This window comes from Bellilinea caldifistulae (assembly GCF_001306055.1).
Lineage (GTDB): Bacteria > Chloroflexota > Anaerolineae > Anaerolineales > Anaerolineaceae > Bellilinea > Bellilinea caldifistulae.
Genome location: NZ_LGHJ01000009.1, coordinates 14,576 through 39,408, shown reverse-complemented (window position 1 = coordinate 39,408; position 24,833 = coordinate 14,576). Strand labels below are relative to the sequence as shown.

The following is a 24,833-nucleotide window of genomic DNA, read 5'->3' as shown; positions in this document are numbered from 1 at the left end:
ACAACCACCCTGAACGAAACCGGCGGAGTTTCCTCACTCCGCCGGTTTTTTGCATGGGCCAGGGTTATCAACTGCCCAACCGGGCAATGCCTTCGTAAAGTGTGTTCAGTTCCCGAATCAATTCTGCCTGACGCTGAGCCATATATTGATAGAGGGTCAACCGGCTGCTCTCATCCACGGCGCTGATCAACACTCCCAGGCGGTAACGGTTTGCCCCCAATTCAGGTCGGACGTTGCGGATAATCCCGCGCAGGTTCAGAGTACCGGCAGCGGCGGTGGGGGCTAACGAACCGGTCATTTTCTGCGGCTGTCCGCCTTGGGGCAAACCGCGGATGTTCTCACGGCTGAATCGTTCCTCGATCAGGTTTGGGGACGTCAACGGAGCGGTGAGGCCCGACCCCCCTTTGTTCTTTACCGGCAGGCTGAAACGGAGTTGAATCTCACCGCCAATCGGGTACAGGCGCGGGTGATACAGGCTTCGTTCCAGATAAATGCCCAATCCCTGCGTGGAAAGGTCTTTGATGGCAGCATAGACTTCCTGAAAGCCGGATTTGGCGCGCAAGAAGACCTGTACGGCTACTTCCGGCTCAACCCGGATTTGGGCGCGGTGGATGAAAGGCCGTGGAATCGCTTGAAAATCGCCCAGCAGCGCTTTACGGCTGGCCAGCTGAATCCCAATCACGCGGGCTGAAATGGTCAGTTGCAAGGCTTCCAATTCGACTACTGTACTGTGGCTCAGGTACAGGCAGGCAATCTGGTTCTTGTGAGTGCTGATCAGAACTCCATCTCCATCCACGCGTTCAATCCAGCCGTCGTTGATCACCGGCATCCCGCGATAGTGATTGAATAGCCGGATGGGTATCTGGCGGTTGGCGTACTCCCCAAAAATGGGGGTCAGATTTTGGGGATATGGATTCATGCGGCCATCCTCTGCCAGCGGTTACTCTCCTTACCAGCGCGGCGGACGGTTGAGAGTCACATCGGTTGGATCAATGGCTTTTTGATTGATCCGAATTTCGTAGTGAAGATGCGGGCCGGTGGAGTTGCCGGTATTGCCCGAAAGTCCAATGACCGTGCCGGCGCTGACCTGTTGACCGACAACAACCGGGATACTGGATAGATGAGCGTAATAGGTACGGTAAGCGCCATTTTCCACAATCACCAGATTCCCATAGCCCTGATCGTTCCAGCCGGCATACACCACTCGCCCATCCATGGTCGAGCGAACGGGAGTGCCCACCGGCACGCCGAAATCAAGTCCGTTGTGATGGGCGTGGTAAGCCTGAGTCAGCCGCCCGCCTACCGGTCGTCCCCATGGCACGGGCGAGGGTTCACCCGTACCAAGCGGCGTAAATAACGCTCCTGCATAAGGCGTACTGCCCGCAATTGTGCCGGTTGAAGGGGTCTGTTCGGTTTGAAGAGCAATTAACCGCTCCAGCAACACCAGCAAAAGCGGGGTGAGCAAATCACTGCCGGCTGCCGGGCTGCTGCCCAGCCCGCCACCGGAAAACATCATGGCAGCCAGCAGGTTCTGGAAATCGCTGCTTTGAGATGAAGAAGCCGGCTGCGTGAGCGCAGGACTTGGGTTCATCCTGCCGGAGGAATACACCGGTAAGAGTGGTGAAAACGGAGAATCACTCATGACGCGTTCAGTTTAACGAATTGAAGCGCTTTCGTCTGTAAATATGACGTTAAAAACAGATCATCCTTGCATAAAAAAGCGTCGTTGGTTAGGATTACCGCTCTTTATCCGTTCTTTACGGGATTTTCAGCAAGCTTTTATTGGCATTTTGTACCCAGAAGATTAAGATGAGAGTGCAGATTAGAGTGCCGGATAATTGGGTATTGATTCGAGGAAAGGTTCAGGAAACGAGATGGTGGATTCTCTGCCTGTGGTCAGCGCCCCGGATTTGAAGATCCGCAAAACACTGGGGCGTTCCTATTTAGACGAGAATCGGGTGGAAGAAGCTGCGCAACTGTTCAGCGCAATCTTGCAGGATTACCCCGACGATGTCGATTCGCTGGTGGCAATGGGTAATCTCTATCTGGCAGCTGGCGAAGGTGGACAGGCCCGCCGCTTTTACGAACGTGCCTTGTGGTTAGACCCTCACAACGAGGAACTCCGCCGTCAGATCGAAAAAGCGTGGAGCGAATCGTGGAATCTGCAAAATCAGCCCTTGCCCAACGATCCGGTTTTGGTGGGGCGGCTGCTGCAACGGTTGACCGGCCGGCGGAAAGAGATTGACGAGGATGACCTGAACCGCGCTGCCGGCATCCTCTACCGTATTCTGCATGCCGAAAATCCCGCCAGAGAAATCGCCGAACGCCTGGATGAGATGGATGAAATTTTGCCGGCACTGCTCGAAATCAACATCCGGCAGGCGCAGGTGGATGGGAATGTCGAGATCGAACAGGCTTTACGCGCCTTGCAATCCGCCATTCAAACCCAAATGGCAGAACGGGATCAATCAGCCGCTTGCCCGGAAGAGGATGCCCAAAAACTCTCTTTTACCCAGTGGAAAGTCCTGCTTTTGGAAAGTGAAGCCTTTGGGCGGGCAAACCGCATGGGATTGCTGGAAGCCGCTCTTCAACAGGCCGGGGCGGTTGTGGAGCGCAGCCTGAGCCAGTGTTTGCAGGAGGGGCAACAACCGGATTTGATCGTTGCTCCTAACCCGCACCTCAGGCCCGAAAACCTGGAAGGCATTGTTCGCCTGACCGGTTTGGGCGTACCCCTGCTGGTTGACCTGGAAACCGACTTTGAACAACTGCCGGTTAATCATCCGCTTTATGCGCAGTTCGGTCTGGGAACACCTGCGCGCGGCAAAGCTTATGCTGCGGCGTTGCTGCTGGCCGACTGCATAACCGTTCCCTCCCCGTTGCAAGCCGACTCGCTGCGAAGTGCCGGAAGGCCGGCCGTGTATGTGCCGGATGGGTGGACGCGCACCAATTTTCTCTGGCTGCAGGAAGGCGAACCGCGTCAGACCATTCATCTCGGCTGGGTTGCCAATCCCAGCCAGAGTGAAGACCTGGCTTCGATCCGCCGCGCCGTTGTGCGGGTGATGCGTGAGTTCCCCCACACCCGCCTGGTGGTGATTGGGGATTATCAGGCCTACCATCTCTTCGATATTCTGGCCGAAAACCGGCGGATGTACCTGCCGATGACCGGCGTGGAGGAATTTCCCTATCTGCTTGAGCAGGTAGATATTCTGATGATTCCGTTGCGCAACCACCCCTATAACGATTCGATTTCGGATCAGATTCTGGTGGAAGCCGGTATTAAAGCCATCCCATGGGTTGGCAGTCCGGTTGTGCCGTTCAGCCGTTGGATGGCCGGCGGCCGCCTGGCCGGTTCGATTGACGAATGGCATCTTCACCTGCGTGAGCTGGTCATGGACGGCGATCACCGCAAGGGCATGGGGCTGATGGGACAAAAGATGGCCCTCAGCCGCGAGTCGAGTGAGGTAACCCTGCTGTGGCTACGGACGCTGGAGAAAGCCATCCGGTCTGCTCAAACCTCCAAAGCGGCTGAAGCAGGGAGGCTAACCACGTGAAGATCACTTTTGTCCACTCTACCCTGCCGGAGGATCAGTACCGCGTTCACATCCGCTGCCAAAACCCGGCGGCAGCCTTGCAAGCCAGCGGGCGTCATGTGGTTAATTTGCTGACGCTGGAAGATTTCATTCATAACCGCCCACCCGCCGTTGAGGTGTGTGCAGCTGCCGACGTGATTGTGATCCACCGTTACCTGTTTGAAAACACGCTTGCAGCGGTTGCCCGTTGGCGGGCGCGCGGTAAAAGGGTACTGGTGGACCTTGACCTGAGCGTTGAGCATCTCGAACCCGACCGGCCGGGTTATTCCTTCTGGCATAAAGGTATCCTGCCGCAACCGTACCTGAATGGCTCGCGCCCGGTCTATCCTCCGCCTGCCGAGCAGTTGAAGTGGTTATTCAAAATGGTGGACGGCATCCTTGTGCCTACCCCGCAGCTGGCGCGGGTTTATTTTGCGTTTGGACGGGTACAATTGCTGGCGGATTATCTGAACATCAACGAATATCTGGTTGTGCCGCATCATAAACCGGATGACAGGCAGTGGCTTGGCTTGAATCTGAGCGGGCAGGCGTTCAGTTCGTTGTATCGTAGCGGCGTTCTGGAAGGGATCGAGCAGGCTCTTTCTCGATCGAGCCGTTTGAATGTGCTGGTAACGGGGGGGGATTCTTCTGCTATGCACTGGTTGAACCGCTTGCCAGCCGAACGAGTGGAGGCAGTGCCGGTATTAGCGGTTGAAAACTATCCGGCGGTGTTGAGCAGAGTGGACATTGGACTGGTGGCTGGGTGGGGAGAGTTTGAAGCTCACCAGAGTCCGCTGCCGGCATTGGAATATATGGCCATGAAAATCCCGTGGATTGCCAGCAATCAACCGGGCTTGCAGGGGCTGGCGGAATACGGCTGCCTGATAGAAAATTCGGCAGCCGAGTGGACCAAGGCAATCTTAAGTATGGCTGAGCATCTCGAATCAGCCCAACAGCGGGCTGCCGGTGCAGCATATCTTTACGCGCTCAGTCAAGATGCAGCAGAAAATATTGAGAAAATCGAGCGAACCATTCGAGCGTTCGAGGAGGCAGGTTAATGGCAGCGCAGCATTCACTTCCAAAAGATCAAAATTGGGCAAAGGCGGCTGCCAACCGCGTGCGGCTGCCGATCATGATTCCGATCCCGGCGGGCGAATTTTTGATGGGCACCAGCGATGAAGATATCAAACGCCTGCAGGTCAAAGAATCGGACTGGGCGTATGAGTGGTACGACAATGATCTTTTCGACGCTGAACAGCCCCAGCATGTGGTCTGGCTGGATGGGTACGAGATCGCCCAGTATCCGGTAACGAACATGGAGTATCATCTTTTCATTCAGGATACCGGCTATCGCTTACCCAAGGGCTGGAACGGTTTTCGTTACCCGCTGGAACAGGCGCTCCACCCGATTGTAGGGGTGTCCAAACTGGATGCCATGGCGTATATCGAGTGGTTGAACAAGTTGACCGGTTCAAACTACCGTTTGCCGACCGAAGCCGAGTGGGAACGCGCCGCCAGGGGAGAGGACGGGCGGATTTATCCGTGGGGCAATACCTTTGACCCGTGGCGCTGTAACACGGCCGAAAGCGCCAAGAAAGGCACCACGCCGGTGGGTTCCTACTCGCCGGGCGGGGACAGCCCTTGTGGTGCGGCGGACATGGTGGGAAATGTGTGGGAGTGGACCAGCACCCTTTACATGCCTTACCCGTATGACCCTGCCGATGGCCGTGAGGAACAACGCCCGGACGGGCGCTATGTGATCCGCGGCGGGGCGTGGTATTACACGCGTAAACTGGCGCGCTGTTCGGCGCGGGAAGGCATGGCGGCCACCCATCTTTCGCCGATGATCGGTTTTCGGTTGGCGCGTAGCCTGTGAAGCCTCATCCGCGCGGAATATCCGGCAGGGTGATGGTGATTTTGACGCCCTGCCCCGGCTGACTTTCAATGCGGATGTCCCCCTGATGTTCCTTGACCACCCGTTGGGTGATTGCCAGTCCTAAACCCGTGCCGCGTCCAGCCGCTTTGGTGGTGAAGAACGGCTCAAAAATGCGGGAGAGGTATTCCGACGGGATGCCCTTGCCGTTGTCTTCAAAGATGATGGTGAAGTTGTGCTCGGCGTAACGGGTCGTGATCGCAATCCGTCCATTGTCTTTGTCCATCGCGTCCATGCTGTTGACCAGCAGGTTAATCCAGATACTTTGCAGGTGATTTTTGCTGGCCATCAGCGAAGGCATTTCCTCTTGAAAGTCGGTAACGACTTCGATCGAACGCCGAATTAAATCATGATGTACCAGTGCCAATGCAGCACGGATGCTTTCATTGAGCGAGAGTGGTTCAAATTCGTATTTGTTTTCCTTACGGGAAATGCCCAGCAAACCGCTGACCACATTGGCTGCCCGCAGGCCGGCGGTTTCGATCAGTTGCAGCGTTTCCATGAAATCCGCCGAGTCGTTGAGTAGTTCCCGCTTCAACAACTGGGTGTTGGCAATAATCGCTGCCAGGGGATTGTTGATCTCGTGAGCGATGCCGGCGGCCAGTTGCCCGACAGCCGCCATCTTTTCGGATTGGATCAGGTTGGCTTCCAGGCTGCGTTTTTCGGTAACATCTTGTTCAAAGATGATTACCTGATGGGGAAGGTTGTTTTTTTCCTGGATGGGGTAGGTGGTAATTTCCCAATCAATAAAACGATCACCCTCCAGCCACTCGTGGACTGAGCGGGTAGTGGTGACCGCCTGGGTGAATGTTTCCATGACCCGGCATTCCGGGCAAATTTCACCCCGGTTGTACAGGACTTCGTAGCATTTTTTACCAACCAGCTGGCGCGGGTCGCTGTGGGCGCGCTGACTGCGCGGCATATTGATGGCAACGATGCGGTAGGAACGATCAATGATATATATAGATGAAGGAATACTGTCGAATAGGGTGCGCAGGGTATTGCGCGATTTGGTAATCTCCCATAAACGCGCTTCCATCTCAGCGCTGGTAATTTTCAGGCGGGTGGCCGTCTGTTCTTTGATTATCCAGTTAGTGAGCGAATTGACCAGCAGGATAAAGGCTGAGTGAACCAGCGGGTTCTTAAGGTCGCGCTGCGGATTGATGATTTGCAGCACGCCCAGAGTCGTCTCGCCGGTGGTTAATGGGGCACAAATCAGGTTTTCGATTGGCAGGTCCGGAAAGCGGTCAATCTCGCTGTGAAACAGCGGGTGGCTGTTGTGTTTGGCTTGCACAATCTGGCGGCTTTCCAGGGCGTGGCGGGTGAGGCTGTCTTCCAGTCGCAGGCTGATTTGACCGCTCCACATCCTGCCAACCCCCAAACGTCGCTTGATGGCCAGATGGGGATTGGCGCTATCGGTAAGAAGCAAAGCGGCGTCGTCGGCGTTCATCAAATCACGGGCAGCTGCCGTAAACTGGGCTGTGACTTGATAAACTTCCCCCGCGGAGGAATTCAGATGAATTTCGTTGAGGAATTGATGAACCTGCAAGATGAGCCGGTCGGCTTCCGTAAAGTTGGGGCGGTGGTCGTTGGCCAGCATCCGGGCGAAGGGCTGAATTCGCTGCTTCCAAAGGGGAATTTCATCGTCTGCCAACGGCGGTGTGGTGAGAATTAATGCACCGAGAACTTCTTCTTCCTGTTGAATGGGTAGAATGGCACCGATTTCGTTGTTGGGTGGCTGCAGAATTGCCTCGCCGCTGCGGATTGATTTCTGAATCAGAGCCGGCAGTGTGCCGCTTTGCAAATGAACCTGCTGATCCCACGAAAGCGGACAATTCAGGCTGACCCATTGCGGTTCGGGGGATTCCAGCCAGATTGCCGCACCCCGCTGCTGATTTTGCATGAGCAGGTTCAATCCCTTCCTCAGGCGGTCTTCCAGAGGTGCGGGTGTACTTAACGCTTCGTAAATTTTTGCGATATTTTCCCAGACGGCAAATTCGACCGATAAATTTTCTGGCTGCATAAAGGTTAAATTCCCCGCTATCCTTCCTCAGGAAGTGGAATGGTGTAGCCGTAGCCCGGTACGGTTTGAATAAAGACCGGATTTTTTGGATCGAGTTCGATACGTTCGCGCAGGTTTTTGATGTGCACCCGCACCAGATCGGGACTACCGGCATCGCTGGGGTAGTCCCATACCTCATCCAGCAGGCGGTTGGGTGAGAAAATTTCACCGGGATGAGTCATCAGGTGATAGAGCAAGTCGTATTGCACCGGCGTCAGGCGGAATTTCCCGGTTTGCGGGCTGTAAAACTCGAAGGTGCGGGTGTTGAGGGTGTACTCGCCGATGCGGACGATCCGCTCCGGCGCTTCTTTCCGTGGGCTGGCTTCGGCGGCCGGCCCGGCTGGCTGTGCGCTTTCCTGTTTCATGCGTTGGGTGCGGCGCAAAATGGCTTTGATGCGCAGCAATAATTCATCCACATTGAAAGGTTTGCCAAGATAATCGTCCGCACCGGCTGCCAGTCCGGTGATCTTATCATCGTCTTTGGTCTTGGCGGTCAGGAAGAGAATGGGCACTTCGGCAAGCAGAGTATCCTTCCGCATTTCTTTACAGACGGTATAGCCGTCCATGCCGGGCATGATTACATCCAGAATGACCAGATCGGGCACGTCACGCCGGGCGGCCTGAAGCCCCTCAACTCCGCTGCTGGCAATGGTGACGCGGTATTCACCACCGCGCAGACAGCGTTCAATGGTGCGGGCAACAATGTCATCATCTTCAATTATCAAGATCTTCTTCCCGTCCATTTCCATCCACTCCTGAAGGCAAGCAAATTGTAAAAACTGTTCTTCCCTCTTGACTGCTGACTTGAATAGAGCCTTCGTGCTGGCGGACAATCTCCCGGCACAGGCTCAGCTCAATGCCGTTGCCCCTTCCGGTACCGCGCGGAATCAGTTGGGGTTCAAAGAGGGTTTCCATTTCCTCGGCGGAGATGGGTTGGCCATCATCGCTGATGGTTACAAGAATATCCCCCTCCACGCTGCGCGATTCGATCCAGATGTTGCGGGGTGATTGATTGGGATCCGCAGGGTGTTCCGCAAGCAATAAATTAACCCACAAATCCACCAGACGTTGTTCAAAACCCAAAATCAATGGGGAGGGTTCGCTGAGGTTGAGATGCAGATCAATTTGTGCGGAACGTAAATGAGATCCCGCCAGTAAAATTGCTTTACTAATTGTATCATTAATTGATAATATCTGTCTTGTGCTGCTGCTCGGCTGTGAAAATTTCATTAAGAGATCAATCACTTCCTGCATCCGCCAGCCGGCCGAAAGAATGGCTTTCAAGGAATCGGCTTGCTCCTCGTCCTGCGGCAAACTGCGCAGCAGCAGCTGGGAATCGGCGATGATGGTGGTCAGGGGATTGCTGATCTGATGGGCAACGCTGGCCGCCAGTTGACCGATGGCCGCCATGCGCGCCGTCTGGGTAACATACACCTGAGAAGCGCTCAGTTTTTCTTCCATCTCTTTGCGGGCGGTGATGTCCTCGCAGATGCCGATGATTTCGACCGGGTTACCCACCCCATCCAGCGAAAAGATGGTTTCAACATTACGCAGCCAGCGCCACTGGCCGGCAGCATTCTTCAAACGGTATTCGATGGTCAAAGCTTGCAGGGGCGGCTGTTTGAGGTAGTTCTTGTAATGCTGCCGGACGCGTTCGCGGTCTTCCATATGTACACCGTCGAGAATCTTATGGAAGGGGATGGCTTCGGCTTCTTCGATCGAGTACCCCAGCAGATCCTTGACTTTGGGACTGACGTAGCGCAGTTGATTTTCCCGCAAGTGGATGATGTAGATGATATGCGGGATGGTTTCCAGAATGCGTTTGATGAAATGCTGGCTTTGAGCCAGCGATTCCTGTTCCTGCTTGGTCAGGGTAATGTCGCGCACCACATCCATCGTGCCGATCAGTTGATTGCCATCTTCGCCGCCGTATAGCCGGCTGATTTGCGAACTGACCCATATCATACCGCGCTGGGGGTGGCGGAAGCGTCGTTCGCCCAGCAGAGTCACATTTTCATCGGCAGCGCTGCGGCGCTGGGGCTGCTCGAACAGTGAAAAATAGGCTTCGAAAACAGGTTTTCCCAGCATGTACTCGGCTGAAAAACCGAATAATCGTTCGGCTGCCTGATTCCAGTAGGTAATAATGTTGTTCAAGTCCCAGCTGATGATGGCATCACGGGCGTTGTTCAGCAGCATCGCCTGATATTCTACTTTTTGCCGCGCTTCTTGAATGGCCTGTTGCATGGCGCGGCGCTGAGCGGCTTTTTCAATCAGGGCTGGCAGCATTTCAAACGATAATTCGGTCTTGACCAGATAGTCCATTGCCCCGGTCTGAATGGCGCGGGCTGCGACTGTTTCGCTGCCTTCGCCGGTCATCATGATGACGGGCAGATGGCGGTAACAGGGATTCTGGTAAAGCCGTTCCAGAATTTCAATGCCGTTGCTGCCGGGGAGTTTGTAATCCAAAAACAGCACATCAAAATCGCCGCTTTCCAGCGTTCCCCATAAATCATCTGGATGATCAAGATGAACGACCTCACACTGGCAGGCATGCGCAATGAAATCGCGCAGCATGGTCCCCAGCGCGCCATCGTCATCCAAAATCAGAACCCGTTTATCCGGATGCGGCATGTGTGACCTTTGGTTTACCTCCTGCACGAGTATTATACATTCGGATAGGCATCCTTCACAATGGCGGGTAATTAATGAAAATGAAAGGTGAGGGGGAATTTTTAGATGTTCTTTACAGGGCTTTCACGGCATCTTTATGTCCATGAAAGGGGCAATATGTTAGATTCTTGCGTGGGAGAACTGATTTAAGGCGTTTCGATGGCTGATGTTTAGAAAGGTTGTGATGTGATTCGGCTGACTCGGCTCAATGGAACGGAATTTTACCTCAACCCGGAGTTGATTCAAAGCGTGGAAAGAACACCGGATACCGTGGTCACTCTGATCAACGATAAAAAACTGGTGGTGCGCGAATCACCAGAGGTTATCCGTGAACGCTACATCGAATACCGACGGCAAATTTCGCAGCCCTTGTTTACCAATCAGGACAGATAGTGAGGTAATGCGATGGATCTGGCAACAATCATCGGTTTGATCGGCGCGGTTATTGTGGTGGTGACCGTCATGATTTTGGATGGAGGGACACCGGCAGAGTTGTTTGCCCATCCCTCGGCGATTATGATCACGGCTTTGGGAGCCATCATGGCAACTACCATCACCACCTCCCTGAAAATCGTAACTAAATTGCCGGTTTTGATCAGCAAGGCCATCATGGGAGCCAAGCATGATGAACATGAATTGATTGAATTGCTGGTGAAGATGGCTGACCGCGCCCGGCGAGACGGTCTGTTGGCCCTGGAAGAGGACAGCAAGAAAATCACCGATAAATTCTTGCAAAAAGGCATCATGATGGTGGTGGACGGCGTGGATCCGGCTCAGGTGCGCTCGATCATGGAGATCAATATTCAACAGATGCAAGCCCGTCACCGCGCCGGCTACAGTTTCTTCACTGCCGCGGGCGGTTTTGCCCCCACTTTCGGCATTATCGGTACGGTTATGGGGCTGATCTCGGTACTGCAATCGCTGGATGATCCCAACAAGCTGGCAAAGTCCATTGCGGGCGCGTTTCTGGCGACTCTATGGGGCTTGTTGAGCGCCAACCTGATTTTCCTGCCGATTGGCGCAAAACTCAAAGCCAAGAGTGATGAAGAGGCTCACCTGCGCTACATGCTGCTGGAGGGGATTTTGTCCATTCAGGCTGGTGAGAACCCGCGCATCGTGCGCGAGAAGTTGAACGCCTACCTGCCTCCGTCGGCAGTCAAAGGCGAAGAAGACAAAGGGGCTGAAAAGCCCGCCAAGAAAGCGGCGGCAGCCGCGAAAGAAGCAGGAGCGTAAGCCATGGCACACGGTGGCGGCGGCGAAGGCGGCGAAAACAGCGAACGCTGGCTGGTCAGTTACGCGGACTTCATCACCTTGTTGATGGTGTTGTTCGTGGTGCTGTACTCGATGGGGCAGATTGACGTGGAAAAGTACAAACGACTGGCCGAGAGCATGCGGGCGGCCTTTTCGCTGGGCGGCGCGGCGCGTGTGGTGGATGTCCAGATCAACCAGAGTGGCGGCACGATTGAAAACGGCCAGCCCAAACCGATTGTTGTGCCGGGCATCCCCGAAGCCCCTCCCAAGTCTGAGGAAGTGGCCGGCCAGTTGACCCGCATGTTGTCCGGTACCCAATTCGGCAACGAGATCAGCGTGCAGACCAACATCGAGGGGGTGCTGATTTCGTTGAGCGAGAAGCTGGTGTTTGCGCCGGGGCGGGCAGAACTTTCCCCCTCGGCCCTGGAGGTGCTTCATACCATTGTGGAGATGGTGCGGCCGATCAGCAATCCAATTCGATTGGTTGGACACACGGATGATTCCCTGCCTTCCGATTCGCCCTACCGAAATAACTGGGAACTTTCACTGGCGCGGGCGATGAGCGTGGCCGACTTTTTGATGCAAAACGGCATTGCTCCCAGTCGCCTGATCATCACCGGCCGAGCGGAATATGACCCAATCTTTCCCAACGACACACCCGCACATCGCGCTTTGAACAGCCGGGTAGATATCATCATCGTTTATCCAATCGAGAACAGTGTCATCGGGGTTGAAAATCTCAATGTAGCCCCCAGTGTCCCGCTACCTTAAAGTAAGGAGCAAGAACAATGAGCAAAGTCCTGAATATTCTCAACATTGTAACCAAGGTGATGACCTTTCTGGTGGTGACGGCGATTGCTGCCATTTCACTGGCAACCGCCTACATCATGTTTGCGCCGGATGATTTCCCCAAACCCTTCCACCTGGTTTACGATTATTCCCGCAGTACTCTGCCGTTGGGCTCGGTGGAAGCCGCTGTGGAACCAACCCCCACCCCGCATGTGTATCAGCCGGGGGAAGGAATTATGGTCAATATGTCCACCAAAATCATCAATCTGGCTGATCCCAGCGGGCGCAAGTACATCCGTCTGACGGTTGTGCTGGAATTTGCGCCGGAGGAAGCCCCGGCGGACGAAAAATCGGCTAAAGCATCCGGGGGGCATGACTCAGGGGAGGCTGCTGCGGCCGGCAATGATTTTGAAACCCGCATTCAGTCGCGCATGCCGGTGATGGACGATGTGGTGATCACCCTGCTTTCCACCAAGACGTTTGAGGAACTTTACACTGCTGAGGGCAAAGAACGCCTGCGGCAGGAATTGATGCAGGCCATTCAGCAGCGCCTGCCGGAATTTCACCTGCTCTCCGTCTATTTCACCGAGTTTGTGGTGCAGTGAGCCATGTTATCCCAGTCCGAAATTGACGCACTACTCAAAGGCGCCATTGAGGTTGACCAGAAAGACGGTCAGGAAAGCGTCAATCTTGCCGAACTGATTAACCAGGGCGGCGAGCAGCGCGGGCGCGCTGAGACCGAAGGCGGCAAGAAGGTAACGTCCTACAACTTCTGGTCGCCGGACCGCTTCTCCAAGGAGCAGATGCGCGCGGTGGAACTGGTGCATGAAGACCTGACCGAGCGGCTGACTACCTCACTGCCGACCTTTTTACGCACCAATTTACGCCCGCGTCTGGTGCATACCGAACAGGGACGTTTCCACGATTTTCTCAAAGATTTTCCACCCAACTCCCTGTTTCACATGATCAACCTTGCACCGCTGCCCAGTCAGGTGGTGATCACCATGAGCCCCAACATCAGTTACCTGATTTTGGAACAGCGGCTGGGTGGGAAAATCGAGGGACGCTATCAGGATCGTCCGTTAACCGAAATTGACCAGTCCTTGCTGCGCGGGCTGGTGGAACACATGCTGGGTGATATTAAGGCGGCCTGGAGCAAGGTGGTTTCGGTGGAACCCACCCTGGAGGACTCCACCACCAATCAACACTGGGTACAGATGATCATGGGCAATGAGCGGGTGATGCTGCTCACCTTTGAGTTGAACATTCAAGGTACCACCGGTACGATGAGCCTCTTTATCCCCTTCAACACGCTCAAACCGATTGCCAATGTGCTGAATCCCCACATCTGGATTGCCGGACGCAAGGAGCAGCAGCAGGACTACACCACCCGTGAGAAGGTTCTGCAAAATATGCAGCGTGTCACCCTTCCCATCCGGGTGCCGCTGGGACAGGCTGAATTACGCCTGCGGGAAATTCTGAATCTGGCTGTGGGAGATGTCATTCAACTGGATACTTCCATCCGCGAACCGCTGGTGGTGGAAGTGGCCCGCCGCAAGCGATTTACCGGACGGGTTGGACGCAGCGGTCGAAATATTGCCATTCAAATCAACGGGGTCATTCGCGAACCGGCTGACCCTACCGATGAGATCGAGAGGTGAACGATGAACGAAAACGATCCGGTCGAATTTGAAAATGCGCCGGCACCTGCGCGCCCGGCAACCACTGCAGCGGTGAAGACCACCAGCCGGGAAAGCGCCAGCATTGATCTATTCATGGATGTGATGTTGAAGGTGACGGTGGAATTGGGGCGCACCCGCATGACTTTACAGCAGGTTTTGGACCTGCAAAACGGTTCGGTGATTGAACTGGACCGGTTGGCGGGCGATCCGGTGGATGTGTTCGTCAATGACCTGTTAATTGCCCGCGGCGAAGTGGTGGTGGTGGATGATAAGTTCGGTGTGCGCATCACCGAGGTCATCAGCCCCGAAAATCGCAAAGGAAACCTGTGATGACGGCATTGCGAAACCGCCTTCAGCAGTGGTTTGCGGCTGCCAGCCGAAAACAGAAAATTCAGGCTGTGCTGCTGCTGGTAGGAGTACTTGCCAGTTTTGGGCTGGTCATCAGCGGCGGGGCTGCCCCTCAGCAGCCAGCGGATGAACCCTCGACCCTCTATTTTGCGGGCGTGGTGGTGAAACTGATCGGCGTTTTGCTGCTCATTGTCGGCTGTGGGGTTATCGTCATGCGCTGGGCGCGTAACCCGCGCCGCTTGAGCCGTGGCGGCCAGATGATGGTGGTTGAAACCATCCGCCTTTCACCCAAGCAGGCTTTGCATCTGGTGCGGGTAGGCGGGCAGCAATTCCTGGTCGGCGCCACCGATCAGAACATTTCGCTGATTTCACAGGTCGAACTGGCCGATCCGGCGGATGATGAACAACCCATCCCCATTGGTCAAGATTTCAACCGACTGTTACAGGGCTTTTTGCAGGTCAGGTCGAGTGGAAAGGAATAATTTCGCCATGAAAATCAAAGCATGGTTGACCGGTCTTTCCCGCCGTCAAAAAATGTTGATGATTCTGGCCGTGCTGCTGCTTGTTTCGCTGGTGTTGAGCGGATGTGTGGGCGATCCCAACCTCAGCGTGCCGGGGGTCACCCTGACGATTGAACCGGAGGGACAGCCAAAGCAGGTAACCAGCGGGGTGCAGTTGCTGGTTTTACTGACCGTGCTTTCGCTTGCGCCGGCCATCCTGATTCTGGCAACTTCGTTTACCCGGATTGTGATTGTGCTTTCCATGCTGCGCAGCGCCATCGGCTCACCGACCATTCCGCCAAATCAGGTGGTCATTGGCTTATCTCTGCTCTTGACCTTTTTCATCATGTCTCCGGTCTATCAGCAGGTGGATCAAACCGCCATTCAACCCTACTTGAAGGAGGAAATTGATCAGGAAACGGCCTTCAAGAAGGCGGTTGAACCGGTGCGGGCTTTCATGTTGGCGCATACCCGCGAAAAAGACATTCAATTGTTTTTGGATTTGAGCGGCGAGCCGCAGCCGCAAACCGTGGAGGATATTCCCACGGTTGCCCTGTTTCCCGCCTTTGTCATCAGTGAACTGCGCACAGCTTTTACCATGGGTTTTGTCATCTTCATACCCTTCTTGGTCATTGATCTGGTGGTTTCCAGCGTGCTGCTTTCGATGGGTATGATCATGTTGCCGCCTTCGCTGGTTGCCCTGCCGTTCAAGCTCTTGTTATTTGTGATGGTGGATGGCTGGTATCTGGTGGTGCGCAGTCTGGCGTTGAGTTTTTTGCAATGAGGAGGATGCCATGACCGAAGCCTTTGTCATGACGCTGGCCCAAAAAGCGATCACCATGGCGCTGATTCTGGCCGGGCCGGTCATGCTGGTCAGCCTGCTGGTGGGCAGTCTGATCAGTCTGGTGCAGGCGGCTACCCAGATCAACGAGCCGACCCTTTCGTTTGTCCCCAAGATGATCGGCATTATTGTCGTCCTGGTTGTTTTGGGTTCGTGGATGCTGCAACAAATTCTGGTCTTCACGAGCGAGTTGTTCAACTCCCTTCCCAGTCTGACACCCTGACCATTTTCAACGGAGCGACCCAATGCTGACTCAACGTGTACAGGCCATTCTTCAATCGGTCAATCATCTTCGTCCAATTCCCTCCAATGTCACCCGCGTGCTGAAAGAATTGGAAAATCCCAAGGTAAGCCTTGGGATGATTGCCGAGTATATTGGTCTGGATCAGGCATTGGCGGCGCTGGTACTGCAGATGGCCAATTCGGCTGTACTGGGATACGGACGTTCCTGCTCTTCGTTGAACGATGCAGTGGTGCGGATTGGTGTCAAGCGTTTGAAATCGTTGTTGCTGGCTTCGGTGGCGGTTGATTCGATGAACCGCCAGCTGAGCGGGTATCGGTTGGGGGCCGGGGAGTTGTGGAATCATTCGGTCGGAACGGCCGTCACCGCCGAATGGGCAGCCCGGGCGCTTTCTTACCGTGATCCTGAGGAAGCCTATGTTGCCGGATTGTTGCACGATATCGGCAAGCTGCTGCTGGACCAATACGTGCTTTCCGATTACAGCCAGATTATTTTGTATGTGAAGAAGTACAATCAGCCGCTCTGGCAGGTGGAAGAAAAACTGATTGGGATTGACCATGCCCGGGTCGGCGGTTTGATCGCCCAGCGCTGGGGCTTCCCCACCGTCTTGATTGATGCCATCTCGTTTCATCATTATCCATCAGCGGCACATGCCAATCCGGTTTTACCGGCAATTGTCAACCTGGCCAATTACCTGACCATCAAGGTGCAGGGTAGCCAGCAGGGTTTATTTTGCGATGAGATTCACCCGGATACCTTTGCCATTCTCTCGCTGGACGATGTGCGGCTGGAGCGCTTCCAGCAGCGAGTTATGGATGTGTTAGGGGTTTCGGCATCATGAGCGGTGCGATGACTGAGCAGCGGTCGAAACGGATTGTCTTGCTGATACCGGATGCCTTGCAGCGTGATCTGGCCGGGCTGGCGTTGCAACGCACCGGATTTGAAGTGGTGATGGCGCGGGAAGCAGCCGATTTGCCCGACCTGCTTGCCCGTCATCATCCACAGGCTTTGCTGCTGGACCTGTTCCTGCCCGGCGCCAATGGGCTGGATGTTTTAGAACAATTGCAGGCGGATCGGGCGCTGGGGGAAACAAGAGTATTTGTGGTTTCTCGTCTGGCTTTCCCCGAAGTGGTGCTGCGTGCGCGAGAGTTGGGGGTGGCCGATTTCTTTGTCAAGCCATTGGATGCCGATGCGCTGACCAAGCGGATTGCGTCTGTTTTACAAAAATAAAATTTTTTACGCCGTATTTAGACAGGCTTCACTCCGCCTTTACGGAATTTTTTGCCCAAATCCGTTATCCTGAAACTAAGTTCTGCCGTGGGAGAGAACGATTGTGATGGTTTCGGTGGCGCAGGCTCAGTTATATTTCCTTGCCCTGACCCGTATTCTGGCTATGATGATTGCCGTGCCGGTTTTGGGTGGGCAATCCATTCCCCTACAGGTGCGGATTGGATTGGGCCTGATTCTGGCAGCCGTTTTGCTGCCGTGGCAGCCTCTTCCACCGCAGACCGAGTGGATGGACGGGCTGGCTTACGCGGTGATGATCGCCCGAGAAATTTTGATCGGAACGCTGGCCGGGTTTGCGGCCCGCCTGACTTTTGGCGCGCTGCAAATCGCCGGGGAAGCCATGGGGCTGGGAAGCGGCTTTGCTTCCAGCCGACTGTTCAATCCTGCCATTGCGGAAAGCTCGACCGCACTGGATCAATTCTTCATGATGGTGGTGATGCTCTATTTTCTGGTGATTGACGGGCATCACCTGTTTTTGATTGGAGTCAAAAAGACCTTCGATGTGCTGCCGCTGATGGCGCCCCTCCCGCTTGACCGAATGGATGCTCTCATGCAGACCACCGCCCAGTTGATTCTGGCGGGCGTCCATCTTGCCCTGCCGGTGATGGCTGCTCTGTTTCTCACCGATTTGACGCTGGGACTGCTGGCGCGGGTTGCGCCGCAGGTGCAGGTCTATTTTCTCGGCCTGCCGCTTAAAATCGGCGTTTCGCTGATTGCAATGGGCATGGTCATTCTGGTAGGGCTGCCGTTGATCGGCAACCTGTACCGTGAAATTGCTCCGCGCATGTTGTCGTTGATTGGGAACTGACCGATGAGCAACAAAACCGAAGCCCCAACCCCGCGAAGAATTGAGGAAGCGCGCAAGGAAGGTCAGGTGGCGCGCAGCCAGGAACTGAATACGGCTGTGCTGCTGCTGGCGGCGGCTTTTTTACTGCGCGGCCCGGGCAAGGAAATTAACACTTCTTTCACAACCCTTATTACCCAATCGCTGGTGCAAATCCCCAGTGTCGAAATCGGGGAAAAATGGCTGCTTCAATTGGTCTATTCGATTGGCGTTCAGGTACTGCCGCCGCTGGGTTTGATGCTGGTTGCCCTGATGTTTACCGCCATTGCCGTGACGATGGGACAAACCCGCTTTTTGTGGACAAGTAAAAAAATCGGCTTTGATTTCAAGCGCCTCAATCCGATCAACGGCTTCAAGCGCATCTTTTCATTGCGTGGGTTGGTGGAAATCATCCGCGCCTTGCTGAAGATACTCGTGGTCGGGTGGGTGGCATACAGTTATCTGCGCGGTCACATTGAAGACCTGGCCGTTTTGCTGCAAACCGATTTTCGCAGTGCGCTGAGTTTGTTTGCCGACCTGGCAGTCAACCTGATGCTGCGCGTGGGGGCGGTTTATCTGGTGCTGGCGGTTGCCGATTACGCCTACCAGCGCTGGGATTGGCTGCGCAATCTGCGCATGACCAAAGAGGAACTCAAAGAGGAATATAAACGTTCCGAAGGGGATCCCTTCTTGAAGAGCCGGATTCGCGCTCAACAGCGGCGGATTGCCCGCAACCGCATGATGGCCAAAGTTCCCAAGGCGACCGTGGTGGTGACCAACCCGACTCACCTGGCAATTGCGATTGAGTATCACGAAGGGATGAACGCCCCGCGGGTGATTGCCAAAGGCGCCTTGCGCGTAGCCGAAAGAATTGTCGCCATTGCCCGTGAACATAATATTCCGATTGTGCAAAATATCCCGCTGGCGCGGGCCATGTACAAGACAATTGAGATTGATCAGGAAATTTCGCCGGATCTGTATCTGGCTATGGCGGAAGTGCTGGCGTATGTATACCGCCTGCGCGGTCGGCGCACGGCTCAACCGCAGAGAGTGGGAGGATGAGAGGTAAGAGATGACCACAGCAACCCGTACTTCAAACCCGATGATCCAATCCCTGCAGAGTTTGCTGCGTTCAAAAGACATTGTCATGGCGTTTACGCTGGTGGTGATCGTCGGCTTGATGCTGGTACCGCTGCCGCCGCTGCTGGTGGACCTGTTGATTGCTTTCAGCATTGCAGTTTCCATCGGTATCATGCTGCTGACCATGTACATTCGCCAGCCAATGGAATTTTCGGCGTTTCCAACGGTTTTGCTGCTGGTTACGCTGCTGCGGATGGGCATCAACATCTCGGTCAGCCGGCTGATTTTGCTCAACGGCGAAGCCGGAGCGATTGTGGCAACCTTCGGTAACCTGATTGTCGGCGGCAATTATGTGGTCGGGTTCGTCATCTTCCTGATCTTGATGATCATTCAATTTGTGGTGATCAATAGCGGCGCCGGGCGGGTGGCGGAAGTGGCGGCGCGCTTCACCCTGGACGCCATGCCCGGCAAGCAACTGGCGATTGATGCCGACCTTAACGCCGGTTTGATTGATGAAAGCGAAGCCCGTCAGCGCCGCAAAGCCATCGAGGCTGAGGCCGATTTTTACGGGGCAATGGACGGCGCCAGCAAGTTTGTGCGCGGCGATGCGATTGCCGCCATCATCATCATGCTGGTCAACATCATCGGCGGCTTTGTCATCGGGGTGGTGCAGCGCGGTTTGCCACTGGCGGATGCCCTGCAAACCTACGTGCTGTTGACGATTGGCGCCGGTCTGGCGGTTCAGGTGCCGGCTTTGCTCGTTTCCGCGGCTGCCGGTCTGATTGTGACCCGTTCCACTTCCGAGTCCTCGCTGGGCAACGAACTGTTCGGTCAGATTTCCAATTTCAACGTGCTGGCGGTGGGTTCCATTCTGGTGGCTTTGATGATGCTAGTACCGGGACTGCCTAAACTGCCGTTCGCCTTGATCAGCGTTGGGTTTGGGGTGGGGGCTTACTTTGTCAACAAGGCCCGCCTGGCAGAACAGGCCGCTCAGGTGATGACGGCCGCCGCGCCGGTTGTTACCGAGCCGGAGACGCCGGAGCAGATGCTGGAAATGGTGGTGGTTGACCCGATTGAGCTGGAAATCGGCTACGGGCTGGTGCCGTTGATCGAGGAAGACGCTCAGGATAATCTGCTGCGACGGATTACCAGCATTCGCCGCCAGTTGATGGCCGAACTGGGGCTGGTGTTGCCGGTGGTGCGCATCCGCGATAACCTGCGCCTTGCGCCGAACGCCTACCGCATCAAGATTCGCGGTCAGGAGGTTTCCAGCGGCGAGTTGATGATTGACCGGATGCTTGCGATTCCCGGTTCAAGCGTAGATGGGGAATTGCAGGGCGTTCAGACCATTGAACCGGCTTTTGGCCTGCCGGCGGTGTGGATCAGCGAGGCCGAGCAGAATCAGGCCGAGTTGAAGGGTTACACGGTTGTTTCGCCGCTCTCGGTGCTGAGCACGCACCTGACGGAAACGGTGCGCAACCATGCTCCGGATTTGCTCAGCCGCCAGCTGGTGCAGGAAATGATCAACCAGCTGCGCCAGAAGTCGCCGGCTTCGGTGGAGGGCGTGGTGCCGGATTTGTTGACGCTGGGCGAGGTACAGAGTGTCCTGCGCAATTTGCTGCGCGAACGCGTCCCGATTCGCGACCTGAGCGGGATTTTGGAGGTGCTGGCCAATCACGCCGGTGTAACCCGCGACCCGAACATTCTTGCCGAAGCCGTGCGCCAGACGATGGCAAACACCATTTCGGCTCAGTACCGAGACGAGAACAACACCCTGCATGTGTTCACCCTCTCGCCGCAGGTCGAATCGCTGTTGCGTAGCGCCCTGGTTTCTACCGACAGCGGCCCGGCGCTTTCGCTGGATGCTGGCCTGGCGCAAACCCTGTTGATGAAAACCGGCGAACAAATGGAAGCACTGGCGCAATTGGGTTATTACCCGATTCTGTTATGCCCGCGCGAATTGCGGCTGGCGTTCCGCCGGCTGGCAGCCCAATCACTGCCGAATCTGGTGGTGCTGGCCTTTTCCGAAGTCAGCCCCGGCACGCGCGTCAAGGCGCACGGAATGTTGGATTTAGGCGCCGTGTTGAGCAACGGTCAAAATTAGGTGAGGTGGAGAGACGATGATGGAAACGCGTAAGTATCAGTGCGAAACGATGTTGGAGGCTCTCCAGCGTATACAGGCTGAACTGGGGCCAGATGCGATTGTCCTCTCGGCGCGTGAAATTCCAATGGGGCCGGTCTGGAATGTGTGGCGCAAAAAGGGTGTTGAGGTGGTAGCCGCTCCGCCGTTGAACAGTCAACCTGCCCAGTCCTCCCAGACCAGGAGCGTCCTGCGGCGCAGCGCCGATGGCGCTGGGATTGAGTTTGAAGAACAACCGCCCGAAATTGAGTGGGTGGGCGGGCAGCCGGCTTTTCCGCCGGGTGAAAAGACGGCATCTTCTCAGCCGCAGCGCTGGTCACCGCCGCATCTCAGCCGGGCAGAAATCCGGGCTGCCCAGAAGCCGGCCGCTCCGGCGGTTATTGCGGAAACGGTCAAAGAACCCGAAAATCAGCCGGCCGATCATCCGCCGGCTGTGGAAGCGGAGGTGCAGCTGCTGCCGGTCAGTTTGCAGCGCATTCAGCAGCGGCTGCTGGACCAGGGGGTTGAAGCCGAATTTGTGCGGCGAACGTTGCAGCGCCTGAATCAGACTCTGGGTGCTGCCATGCTCAAAGAGGAAAGTTTATGCCTGCGTTATGTGCAGGAAGTGCTGGCGGCCGACCTGCGCCTGCCAGCGCCGGGAGCTTTGCGCCTGCCCGGACGCTGGGTTTCTCTGGTCGGAGCCAGCGGCAGCGGTAAAACCAGCACGACCGCCAAACTGGCATTGCTGTACAGTCAGCACCTCGGCAAAAAGGTGGTGTGGGTGTGTGCAGACACCATCCGCACCGGTGCAATCGCGGAAGCCCGCGCTTATACCGATGCACTCAACATACCGCTGAGGCTGGTGTACCAACCCCAGGATATTCAAATCATTGCCGATGAGATGCAAGAGGTGGATGTCTTTCTGGTGGATACAGCGGGTTTCAATCCCTGCCGTGAAGAACCACTGGCTGAACTGGGTGAACTGCTCAGCCAGATTCCTCAACGGGTGACCTGGCTGGTGGCATCGGCGTTGACCCGCGAGAGCGACCTCCGGCAGATCAGCGCGGCGCTGGGCGTTTTCCGCCTTAATGGAATGATTTTTACCCGCATGGACGAGACGCTTACCTTTGGCAGTGTCTACAACTTTGCCCGGCAGACGCCCTATCCATTACGTTATTTTGCTTACGGCAAAGAAACCGCCGGTAAATTTCAGGCTGCCGAAGCCTCGCGCCTGAGCGCAGCACTCTTTGGGAAAGGATGGAATCAGGACTGATGGCGAAGGACAAAGAACCCAAACCCGAAAAGGGAAAAACCCCCAAAAAACCACCAGCCAAAAAGAAAAACGCGCAGCCAGATGTGACCCTGCCGTTGTTTGCCGAGGTGTTCTTCTCATTTTCCACCATGATTCTGCTGCTGGTGACACTGGTGATTGCGCTGGTTTCGTTCATGTCAGGCGCAACTTTGTTGGAGGTCTTTCTGCGAGCGGTGGTCGGGGTGGTGTCGTTAGGTACATTATTGTGGTTTCTCACCTATCAGGTGTCCGCCGGTTTGGTCAATGCCCGCACAGCCGAACAAACCGTCCGGCAGGAGCAGGCAACCCATTCGTCAGATTTTCAGAGTGGAGCCGGCAGCGAGGTACGGAATCAACCGAATGTCGGTGAGGTGAAGGAGTAATTAAGGAGTAATTTTAGATGGCTGTGCAGGATATTTCGACGGCAGCACTGGAAGTTTATCTGGCTACTCGCAGCCCCGAAGCCCGCGAGCAGCTGGTGCTTCAATCGGTGCCGTTGGTACGCTACCTGCTCAGCCGTCTGGGCATCACCCCTGAGCTGGGCAGCGAGTACGAGGACCTGCTCCATCAGGGCCTGCTCGGCTTGATCGAGGCAGTTGATCGCTACGATCCGCAATTCGGTACACGCTTCAGCACTTATGCTGCCGTGCGCATCCGCGGCAAGGTGCTGGATTACCTGCGCTCGGTGGATTGGATGAGCCGGACGGCCCGTCAGCGGGTGCGTGCCATTCAGAAGGCGGTGGAGGAATTGTGGCTGAAAAATCAGCGCGAGCCGACCGACGAAGAAATTGCGGCACACCTCAAAACAGACGTAGATACGGTTCAGCGTGGGTTGATGGATTCCAACCGCTTCCTGCTTTCGCTGGATGCGCCGACCGAAATGGACAACGAAGACAGCGACCTGCATGATCGGTTGGGCGACGAACGTCAGATTGACCCGCAGGAACTTTCGCTGGATGAAGAACTCCGCCGACAACTGGCAGATGCAATCCGCACCCTGCCGGAGCGTGAGCAGTTAGTCCTTTCGCTGTATTACCACGATGAATTGAATTTCAAGGAAATTGGTAAAGTGCTGGGTATTTCCGAATCGCGCGTGTGTCAACTCCACGCGCGGGCATTGATAAACCTGAAGGTGGTGATGAGCCATGAGTAATATCCCGCGAGTTTCCCTGGAAGACACCTACACACTTTTGCAGTTGATGCGCGAAACCGCACTGATGAAGGGGCGGCAGGCGCAAGCCGAAAAGCTCAATCCGGTCACCGAGCAGATGCGCACGCTGGTGGAAAACAGCCGTAAGACCGATCAGGCTGCTGTGCCGCTCAGTCAGCCTTCGGCAGGTATTCTCGGACAGGCTGATTTCCAGCAATTGCTGGAAGTTTCCAGAAACCGGCCGATGACTCAGCCGCCGGGTTCACCTGCCGGTGACCCGACCGAGCGCAATCGGATGATTGCCGCCATGGCGTCTGCTCAAATGTCGGAGGTGGATATTGCCCGCCAGTTGGGGATGACCCGCGAGGAAGTGCGGTTGGTGTTGAGCGTCCAGCAGCGTAGCAACCCCGCCGGGAATGGAGGATATGTACGATGATTAAAGGAATGTATTCAGCCGTATCAGCCATGATCATGAATGCTGCCCGTCAGCAAATTCTGGCGCACAATGTCGCCAACATCGAAACACCGGGCTTCAAACAGATCCTTACCAATGCGCAGGATTGGGCGCAGACGCCAGTTTTGTACTCACCCGGCAATCTGCTTCAAAACCAGCGGCTGAGTTATGTTGGCCTGCTGGGGCTGGGTACCGAACTGGGTCCGCAGGTAACCGATTTTACGCAGGGCGGCCTGCAATTGACCCAAAATCCGCTGGATCTGGCCATTGAAGGCGAAGGCTTCTTCCGGGTGCGGACACCTGAGGGTGACCGTTACACCCGTGACGGGCGGTTTCTGCGCGATGCCCAGAACAATCTGGTGACGGTGGACGGTTACTTTGTGCTGAGTGATGGCGGGCAGCCGATCCGACTACCGGATGGTCAAGTGATGGTGCTGCCGGACGGCACGATTCAGGTCAACGGCGCGCAGGTGGCGCGGCTGGGGCTGGCGCGGTTTGAGGATCCGCGCGCCGAACTTCAACGCGAGGAAGGCAACCTGTACAGCGGCCCGGCAGCCTCTACCCAGCAGGGACCCGTCCGGGTGGTGCAGGGCGCTCTGGAGATGTCGAACGCCAACCCGACCCAGTTGATGACCCAGCTGGTTGAAGTGGGGCGGGCTTACGAAGCCGCCTTGAAGATGGTGCAAAATCAGGACGAACTGCTTGGTAAGACGATTGCCTCACTGGGCAGAATTGGATAGGAG

The 24,833-nt window shown here is 55.7% G+C and carries 27 protein-coding genes; 22 read left to right on the top strand and 5 right to left on the bottom strand.

What is annotated here, in order from left to right; translation table 11 throughout:
* Window positions 1–67 precede the first annotated feature (67 nt).
* Complete coding sequence (locus AC812_RS03085; RefSeq protein ID WP_061913741.1) at window positions 68–919, bottom strand: PilZ domain-containing protein; 852 nt, start codon at window positions 917–919, stop codon at window positions 68–70.
* 30 nt (window positions 920–949) lie between these two features.
* Entirely contained in the window at window positions 950–1,591 is a 642-nt protein-coding gene (locus AC812_RS03080; RefSeq protein ID WP_061913743.1) for a M23 family metallopeptidase, read from the bottom strand.
* A 283-nt stretch (window positions 1,592–1,874) separates the two neighbouring features.
* On the opposite strand from AC812_RS03080, the gene AC812_RS03075 reads away from it, so the two are divergent.
* Genes AC812_RS03075 through AC812_RS03065 form a run of 3 tightly spaced genes read left to right on the top strand, consistent with a single transcriptional unit; the run spans window position 1,875 to window position 5,445 of the window.
* The gene (locus AC812_RS03075) at window positions 1,875–3,551 is read left to right on the top strand and encodes a tetratricopeptide repeat protein (protein ID WP_061913745.1); all 1,677 of its coding nucleotides are present in this window, start codon (window positions 1,875–1,877) and stop codon (window positions 3,549–3,551) included.
* On the top strand, window positions 3,548–4,627 hold the full coding sequence (locus AC812_RS03070; RefSeq protein WP_061913747.1) for a glycosyltransferase: 1,080 nt from the start codon (window positions 3,548–3,550) through the stop codon (window positions 4,625–4,627). The genes AC812_RS03075 and AC812_RS03070 overlap by 4 nt, the downstream gene beginning before the upstream one ends.
* Entirely contained in the window at window positions 4,627–5,445 is an 819-nt protein-coding gene (locus AC812_RS03065; RefSeq protein WP_061913749.1) for a formylglycine-generating enzyme family protein, read from the top strand. The genes AC812_RS03070 and AC812_RS03065 overlap by 1 nt, the downstream gene beginning before the upstream one ends.
* 4 nt (window positions 5,446–5,449) lie before the next feature.
* Here AC812_RS03065 and AC812_RS03060 read toward each other — a convergent pair whose 3' ends face one another.
* From AC812_RS03060 to AC812_RS03050, 3 genes are read right to left on the bottom strand one after another with little or no spacing between them, the layout of a single operon-like run.
* A complete protein-coding gene (locus tag AC812_RS03060) occupies window positions 5,450–7,525 on the bottom strand; it encodes an ATP-binding protein (protein ID WP_061913751.1) in 2,076 nt (691 codons plus the stop codon).
* Window positions 7,526–7,542: 17 nt separating this feature from the next.
* Entirely contained in the window at window positions 7,543–8,307 is a 765-nt protein-coding gene (locus tag AC812_RS17450; RefSeq protein WP_061913753.1) for a response regulator transcription factor, read from the bottom strand.
* Entirely contained in the window at window positions 8,279–10,195 is a 1,917-nt protein-coding gene (locus tag AC812_RS03050; protein ID WP_061913755.1) for a PAS domain S-box protein, read from the bottom strand. The genes AC812_RS17450 and AC812_RS03050 overlap by 29 nt, the downstream gene beginning before the upstream one ends.
* Before the next feature lie 225 nt (window positions 10,196–10,420).
* Here AC812_RS03050 and AC812_RS03045 point away from each other — a divergent pair, with 225 nt between their 5' ends.
* From AC812_RS03045 to AC812_RS02955, 19 genes are all read left to right on the top strand, one after another.
* Entirely contained in the window at window positions 10,421–10,627 is a 207-nt protein-coding gene (locus tag AC812_RS03045; protein WP_061913757.1) for a flagellar FlbD family protein, read from the top strand.
* Between the two features lie 12 nt (window positions 10,628–10,639).
* Entirely contained in the window at window positions 10,640–11,467 is an 828-nt protein-coding gene (locus tag AC812_RS03040) for a motility protein A (protein WP_061913759.1), read from the top strand.
* A gap of 3 nt (window positions 11,468–11,470) precedes the next feature.
* On the top strand, window positions 11,471–12,256 hold the full coding sequence (locus AC812_RS03035; protein ID WP_061913761.1) for an OmpA/MotB family protein: 786 nt from the start codon (window positions 11,471–11,473) through the stop codon (window positions 12,254–12,256).
* Between the two features lie 17 nt (window positions 12,257–12,273).
* A complete protein-coding gene (locus AC812_RS03030) occupies window positions 12,274–12,879 on the top strand; it encodes a flagellar basal body-associated FliL family protein (RefSeq protein WP_061913763.1) in 606 nt (201 codons plus the stop codon).
* A 3-nt stretch (window positions 12,880–12,882) separates the two neighbouring features.
* Entirely contained in the window at window positions 12,883–13,935 is a 1,053-nt protein-coding gene (fliM, locus tag AC812_RS03025) for a flagellar motor switch protein FliM (protein ID WP_061913765.1), read from the top strand.
* Window positions 13,936–13,938: 3 nt separating this feature from the next.
* Entirely contained in the window at window positions 13,939–14,286 is a 348-nt protein-coding gene (gene fliN, locus AC812_RS03020) for a flagellar motor switch protein FliN (protein WP_061913767.1), read from the top strand.
* A complete protein-coding gene (gene fliO / locus AC812_RS03015) occupies window positions 14,286–14,786 on the top strand; it encodes a flagellar biosynthetic protein FliO (RefSeq protein WP_061913769.1) in 501 nt (166 codons plus the stop codon). Before fliN ends, fliO begins: the two co-directional genes overlap by 1 nt.
* Before the next feature lie 7 nt (window positions 14,787–14,793).
* Entirely contained in the window at window positions 14,794–15,588 is a 795-nt protein-coding gene (gene fliP / locus AC812_RS03010; RefSeq protein WP_061913770.1) for a flagellar type III secretion system pore protein FliP, read from the top strand.
* 10 nt (window positions 15,589–15,598) lie between these two features.
* Window positions 15,599–15,868 carry a flagellar biosynthesis protein FliQ gene (gene fliQ, locus AC812_RS03005; protein ID WP_061913772.1) on the top strand — a complete coding sequence of 90 codons (270 nt, stop codon included), beginning with the start codon at window positions 15,599–15,601 and terminating at the stop codon, window positions 15,866–15,868.
* A 22-nt stretch (window positions 15,869–15,890) separates the two neighbouring features.
* Entirely contained in the window at window positions 15,891–16,727 is an 837-nt protein-coding gene (locus tag AC812_RS03000) for an HDOD domain-containing protein (protein WP_061913774.1), read from the top strand.
* 8 nt (window positions 16,728–16,735) lie between these two features.
* Window positions 16,736–17,116: a response regulator gene (locus AC812_RS02995; RefSeq protein WP_169787250.1), complete on the top strand. Its 381-nt coding sequence runs from the start codon at window positions 16,736–16,738 to the stop codon at window positions 17,114–17,116.
* A 106-nt stretch (window positions 17,117–17,222) separates the two neighbouring features.
* Window positions 17,223–17,981: a flagellar biosynthetic protein FliR gene (gene fliR, locus AC812_RS02990; RefSeq protein ID WP_061913778.1), complete on the top strand. Its 759-nt coding sequence runs from the start codon at window positions 17,223–17,225 to the stop codon at window positions 17,979–17,981.
* A gap of 3 nt (window positions 17,982–17,984) precedes the next feature.
* The gene (gene flhB, locus AC812_RS02985; protein ID WP_061913780.1) at window positions 17,985–19,058 is read left to right on the top strand and encodes a flagellar biosynthesis protein FlhB; all 1,074 of its coding nucleotides are present in this window, start codon (window positions 17,985–17,987) and stop codon (window positions 19,056–19,058) included.
* Between the two features lie 10 nt (window positions 19,059–19,068).
* Window positions 19,069–21,180: a flagellar biosynthesis protein FlhA gene (gene flhA / locus AC812_RS02980; protein ID WP_061913782.1), complete on the top strand. Its 2,112-nt coding sequence runs from the start codon at window positions 19,069–19,071 to the stop codon at window positions 21,178–21,180.
* Between the two features lie 16 nt (window positions 21,181–21,196).
* The gene (locus tag AC812_RS02975) at window positions 21,197–22,468 is read left to right on the top strand and encodes a flagellar biosynthesis protein FlhF (RefSeq protein WP_062158781.1); all 1,272 of its coding nucleotides are present in this window, start codon (window positions 21,197–21,199) and stop codon (window positions 22,466–22,468) included.
* The gene (locus tag AC812_RS02970; protein WP_062158779.1) at window positions 22,468–22,869 is read left to right on the top strand and encodes a hypothetical protein; all 402 of its coding nucleotides are present in this window, start codon (window positions 22,468–22,470) and stop codon (window positions 22,867–22,869) included. The genes AC812_RS02975 and AC812_RS02970 overlap by 1 nt, the downstream gene beginning before the upstream one ends.
* A 17-nt stretch (window positions 22,870–22,886) precedes the next feature.
* On the top strand, window positions 22,887–23,639 hold the full coding sequence (locus AC812_RS02965) for a sigma-70 family RNA polymerase sigma factor (RefSeq protein WP_061913787.1): 753 nt from the start codon (window positions 22,887–22,889) through the stop codon (window positions 23,637–23,639).
* Window positions 23,632–24,072, top strand: coding sequence for a hypothetical protein (locus AC812_RS02960; protein ID WP_061913789.1), 441 nt, complete (start codon window positions 23,632–23,634; stop codon window positions 24,070–24,072). The genes AC812_RS02965 and AC812_RS02960 overlap by 8 nt, the downstream gene beginning before the upstream one ends.
* Window positions 24,069–24,830: a flagellar hook-basal body protein gene (locus tag AC812_RS02955; protein ID WP_061913791.1), complete on the top strand. Its 762-nt coding sequence runs from the start codon at window positions 24,069–24,071 to the stop codon at window positions 24,828–24,830. Before AC812_RS02960 ends, AC812_RS02955 begins: the two co-directional genes overlap by 4 nt.
* The last annotated feature ends 3 nt before the right edge of the window (window positions 24,831–24,833 follow it).

Coding starts and splice junctions, on each gene's coding strand:
- AC812_RS03085 (WP_061913741.1), bottom strand. CDS start 919: ATGAATCCATATCCCCAAAATCTGACCCCCATTTTTGGGGAGTACGCC.
- AC812_RS03080 (WP_061913743.1), bottom strand. CDS start 1,591: ATGAACCCAAGTCCTGCGCTCACGCAGCCGGCTTCTTCATCTCAAAGC.
- AC812_RS03075 (WP_061913745.1), top strand. CDS start 1,875: ATGGTGGATTCTCTGCCTGTGGTCAGCGCCCCGGATTTGAAGATCCGC.
- AC812_RS03065 (WP_061913749.1), top strand. CDS start 4,627: ATGGCAGCGCAGCATTCACTTCCAAAAGATCAAAATTGGGCAAAGGCG.
- AC812_RS03060 (WP_061913751.1), bottom strand. CDS start 7,525: ATGCAGCCAGAAAATTTATCGGTCGAATTTGCCGTCTGGGAAAATATC.
- AC812_RS17450 (WP_061913753.1), bottom strand. CDS start 8,307: ATGGACGGGAAGAAGATCTTGATAATTGAAGATGATGACATTGTTGCC.
- AC812_RS03050 (WP_061913755.1), bottom strand. CDS start 10,195: ATGCCGCATCCGGATAAACGGGTTCTGATTTTGGATGACGATGGCGCG.
- AC812_RS03040 (WP_061913759.1), top strand. CDS start 10,640: ATGGATCTGGCAACAATCATCGGTTTGATCGGCGCGGTTATTGTGGTG.
- AC812_RS03035 (WP_061913761.1), top strand. CDS start 11,471: ATGGCACACGGTGGCGGCGGCGAAGGCGGCGAAAACAGCGAACGCTGG.
- AC812_RS03030 (WP_061913763.1), top strand. CDS start 12,274: ATGAGCAAAGTCCTGAATATTCTCAACATTGTAACCAAGGTGATGACC.
- fliM (WP_061913765.1), top strand. CDS start 12,883: ATGTTATCCCAGTCCGAAATTGACGCACTACTCAAAGGCGCCATTGAG.
- fliN (WP_061913767.1), top strand. CDS start 13,939: ATGAACGAAAACGATCCGGTCGAATTTGAAAATGCGCCGGCACCTGCG.
- fliO (WP_061913769.1), top strand. CDS start 14,286: ATGACGGCATTGCGAAACCGCCTTCAGCAGTGGTTTGCGGCTGCCAGC.
- fliP (WP_061913770.1), top strand. CDS start 14,794: ATGAAAATCAAAGCATGGTTGACCGGTCTTTCCCGCCGTCAAAAAATG.
- fliQ (WP_061913772.1), top strand. CDS start 15,599: ATGACCGAAGCCTTTGTCATGACGCTGGCCCAAAAAGCGATCACCATG.
- AC812_RS03000 (WP_061913774.1), top strand. CDS start 15,891: ATGCTGACTCAACGTGTACAGGCCATTCTTCAATCGGTCAATCATCTT.
- AC812_RS02995 (WP_169787250.1), top strand. CDS start 16,736: ATGACTGAGCAGCGGTCGAAACGGATTGTCTTGCTGATACCGGATGCC.
- fliR (WP_061913778.1), top strand. CDS start 17,223: ATGGTTTCGGTGGCGCAGGCTCAGTTATATTTCCTTGCCCTGACCCGT.
- flhB (WP_061913780.1), top strand. CDS start 17,985: ATGAGCAACAAAACCGAAGCCCCAACCCCGCGAAGAATTGAGGAAGCG.
- flhA (WP_061913782.1), top strand. CDS start 19,069: ATGACCACAGCAACCCGTACTTCAAACCCGATGATCCAATCCCTGCAG.
- AC812_RS02975 (WP_062158781.1), top strand. CDS start 21,197: ATGATGGAAACGCGTAAGTATCAGTGCGAAACGATGTTGGAGGCTCTC.
- AC812_RS02970 (WP_062158779.1), top strand. CDS start 22,468: ATGGCGAAGGACAAAGAACCCAAACCCGAAAAGGGAAAAACCCCCAAA.
- AC812_RS02965 (WP_061913787.1), top strand. CDS start 22,887: ATGGCTGTGCAGGATATTTCGACGGCAGCACTGGAAGTTTATCTGGCT.
- AC812_RS02960 (WP_061913789.1), top strand. CDS start 23,632: ATGAGTAATATCCCGCGAGTTTCCCTGGAAGACACCTACACACTTTTG.
- AC812_RS02955 (WP_061913791.1), top strand. CDS start 24,069: ATGATTAAAGGAATGTATTCAGCCGTATCAGCCATGATCATGAATGCT.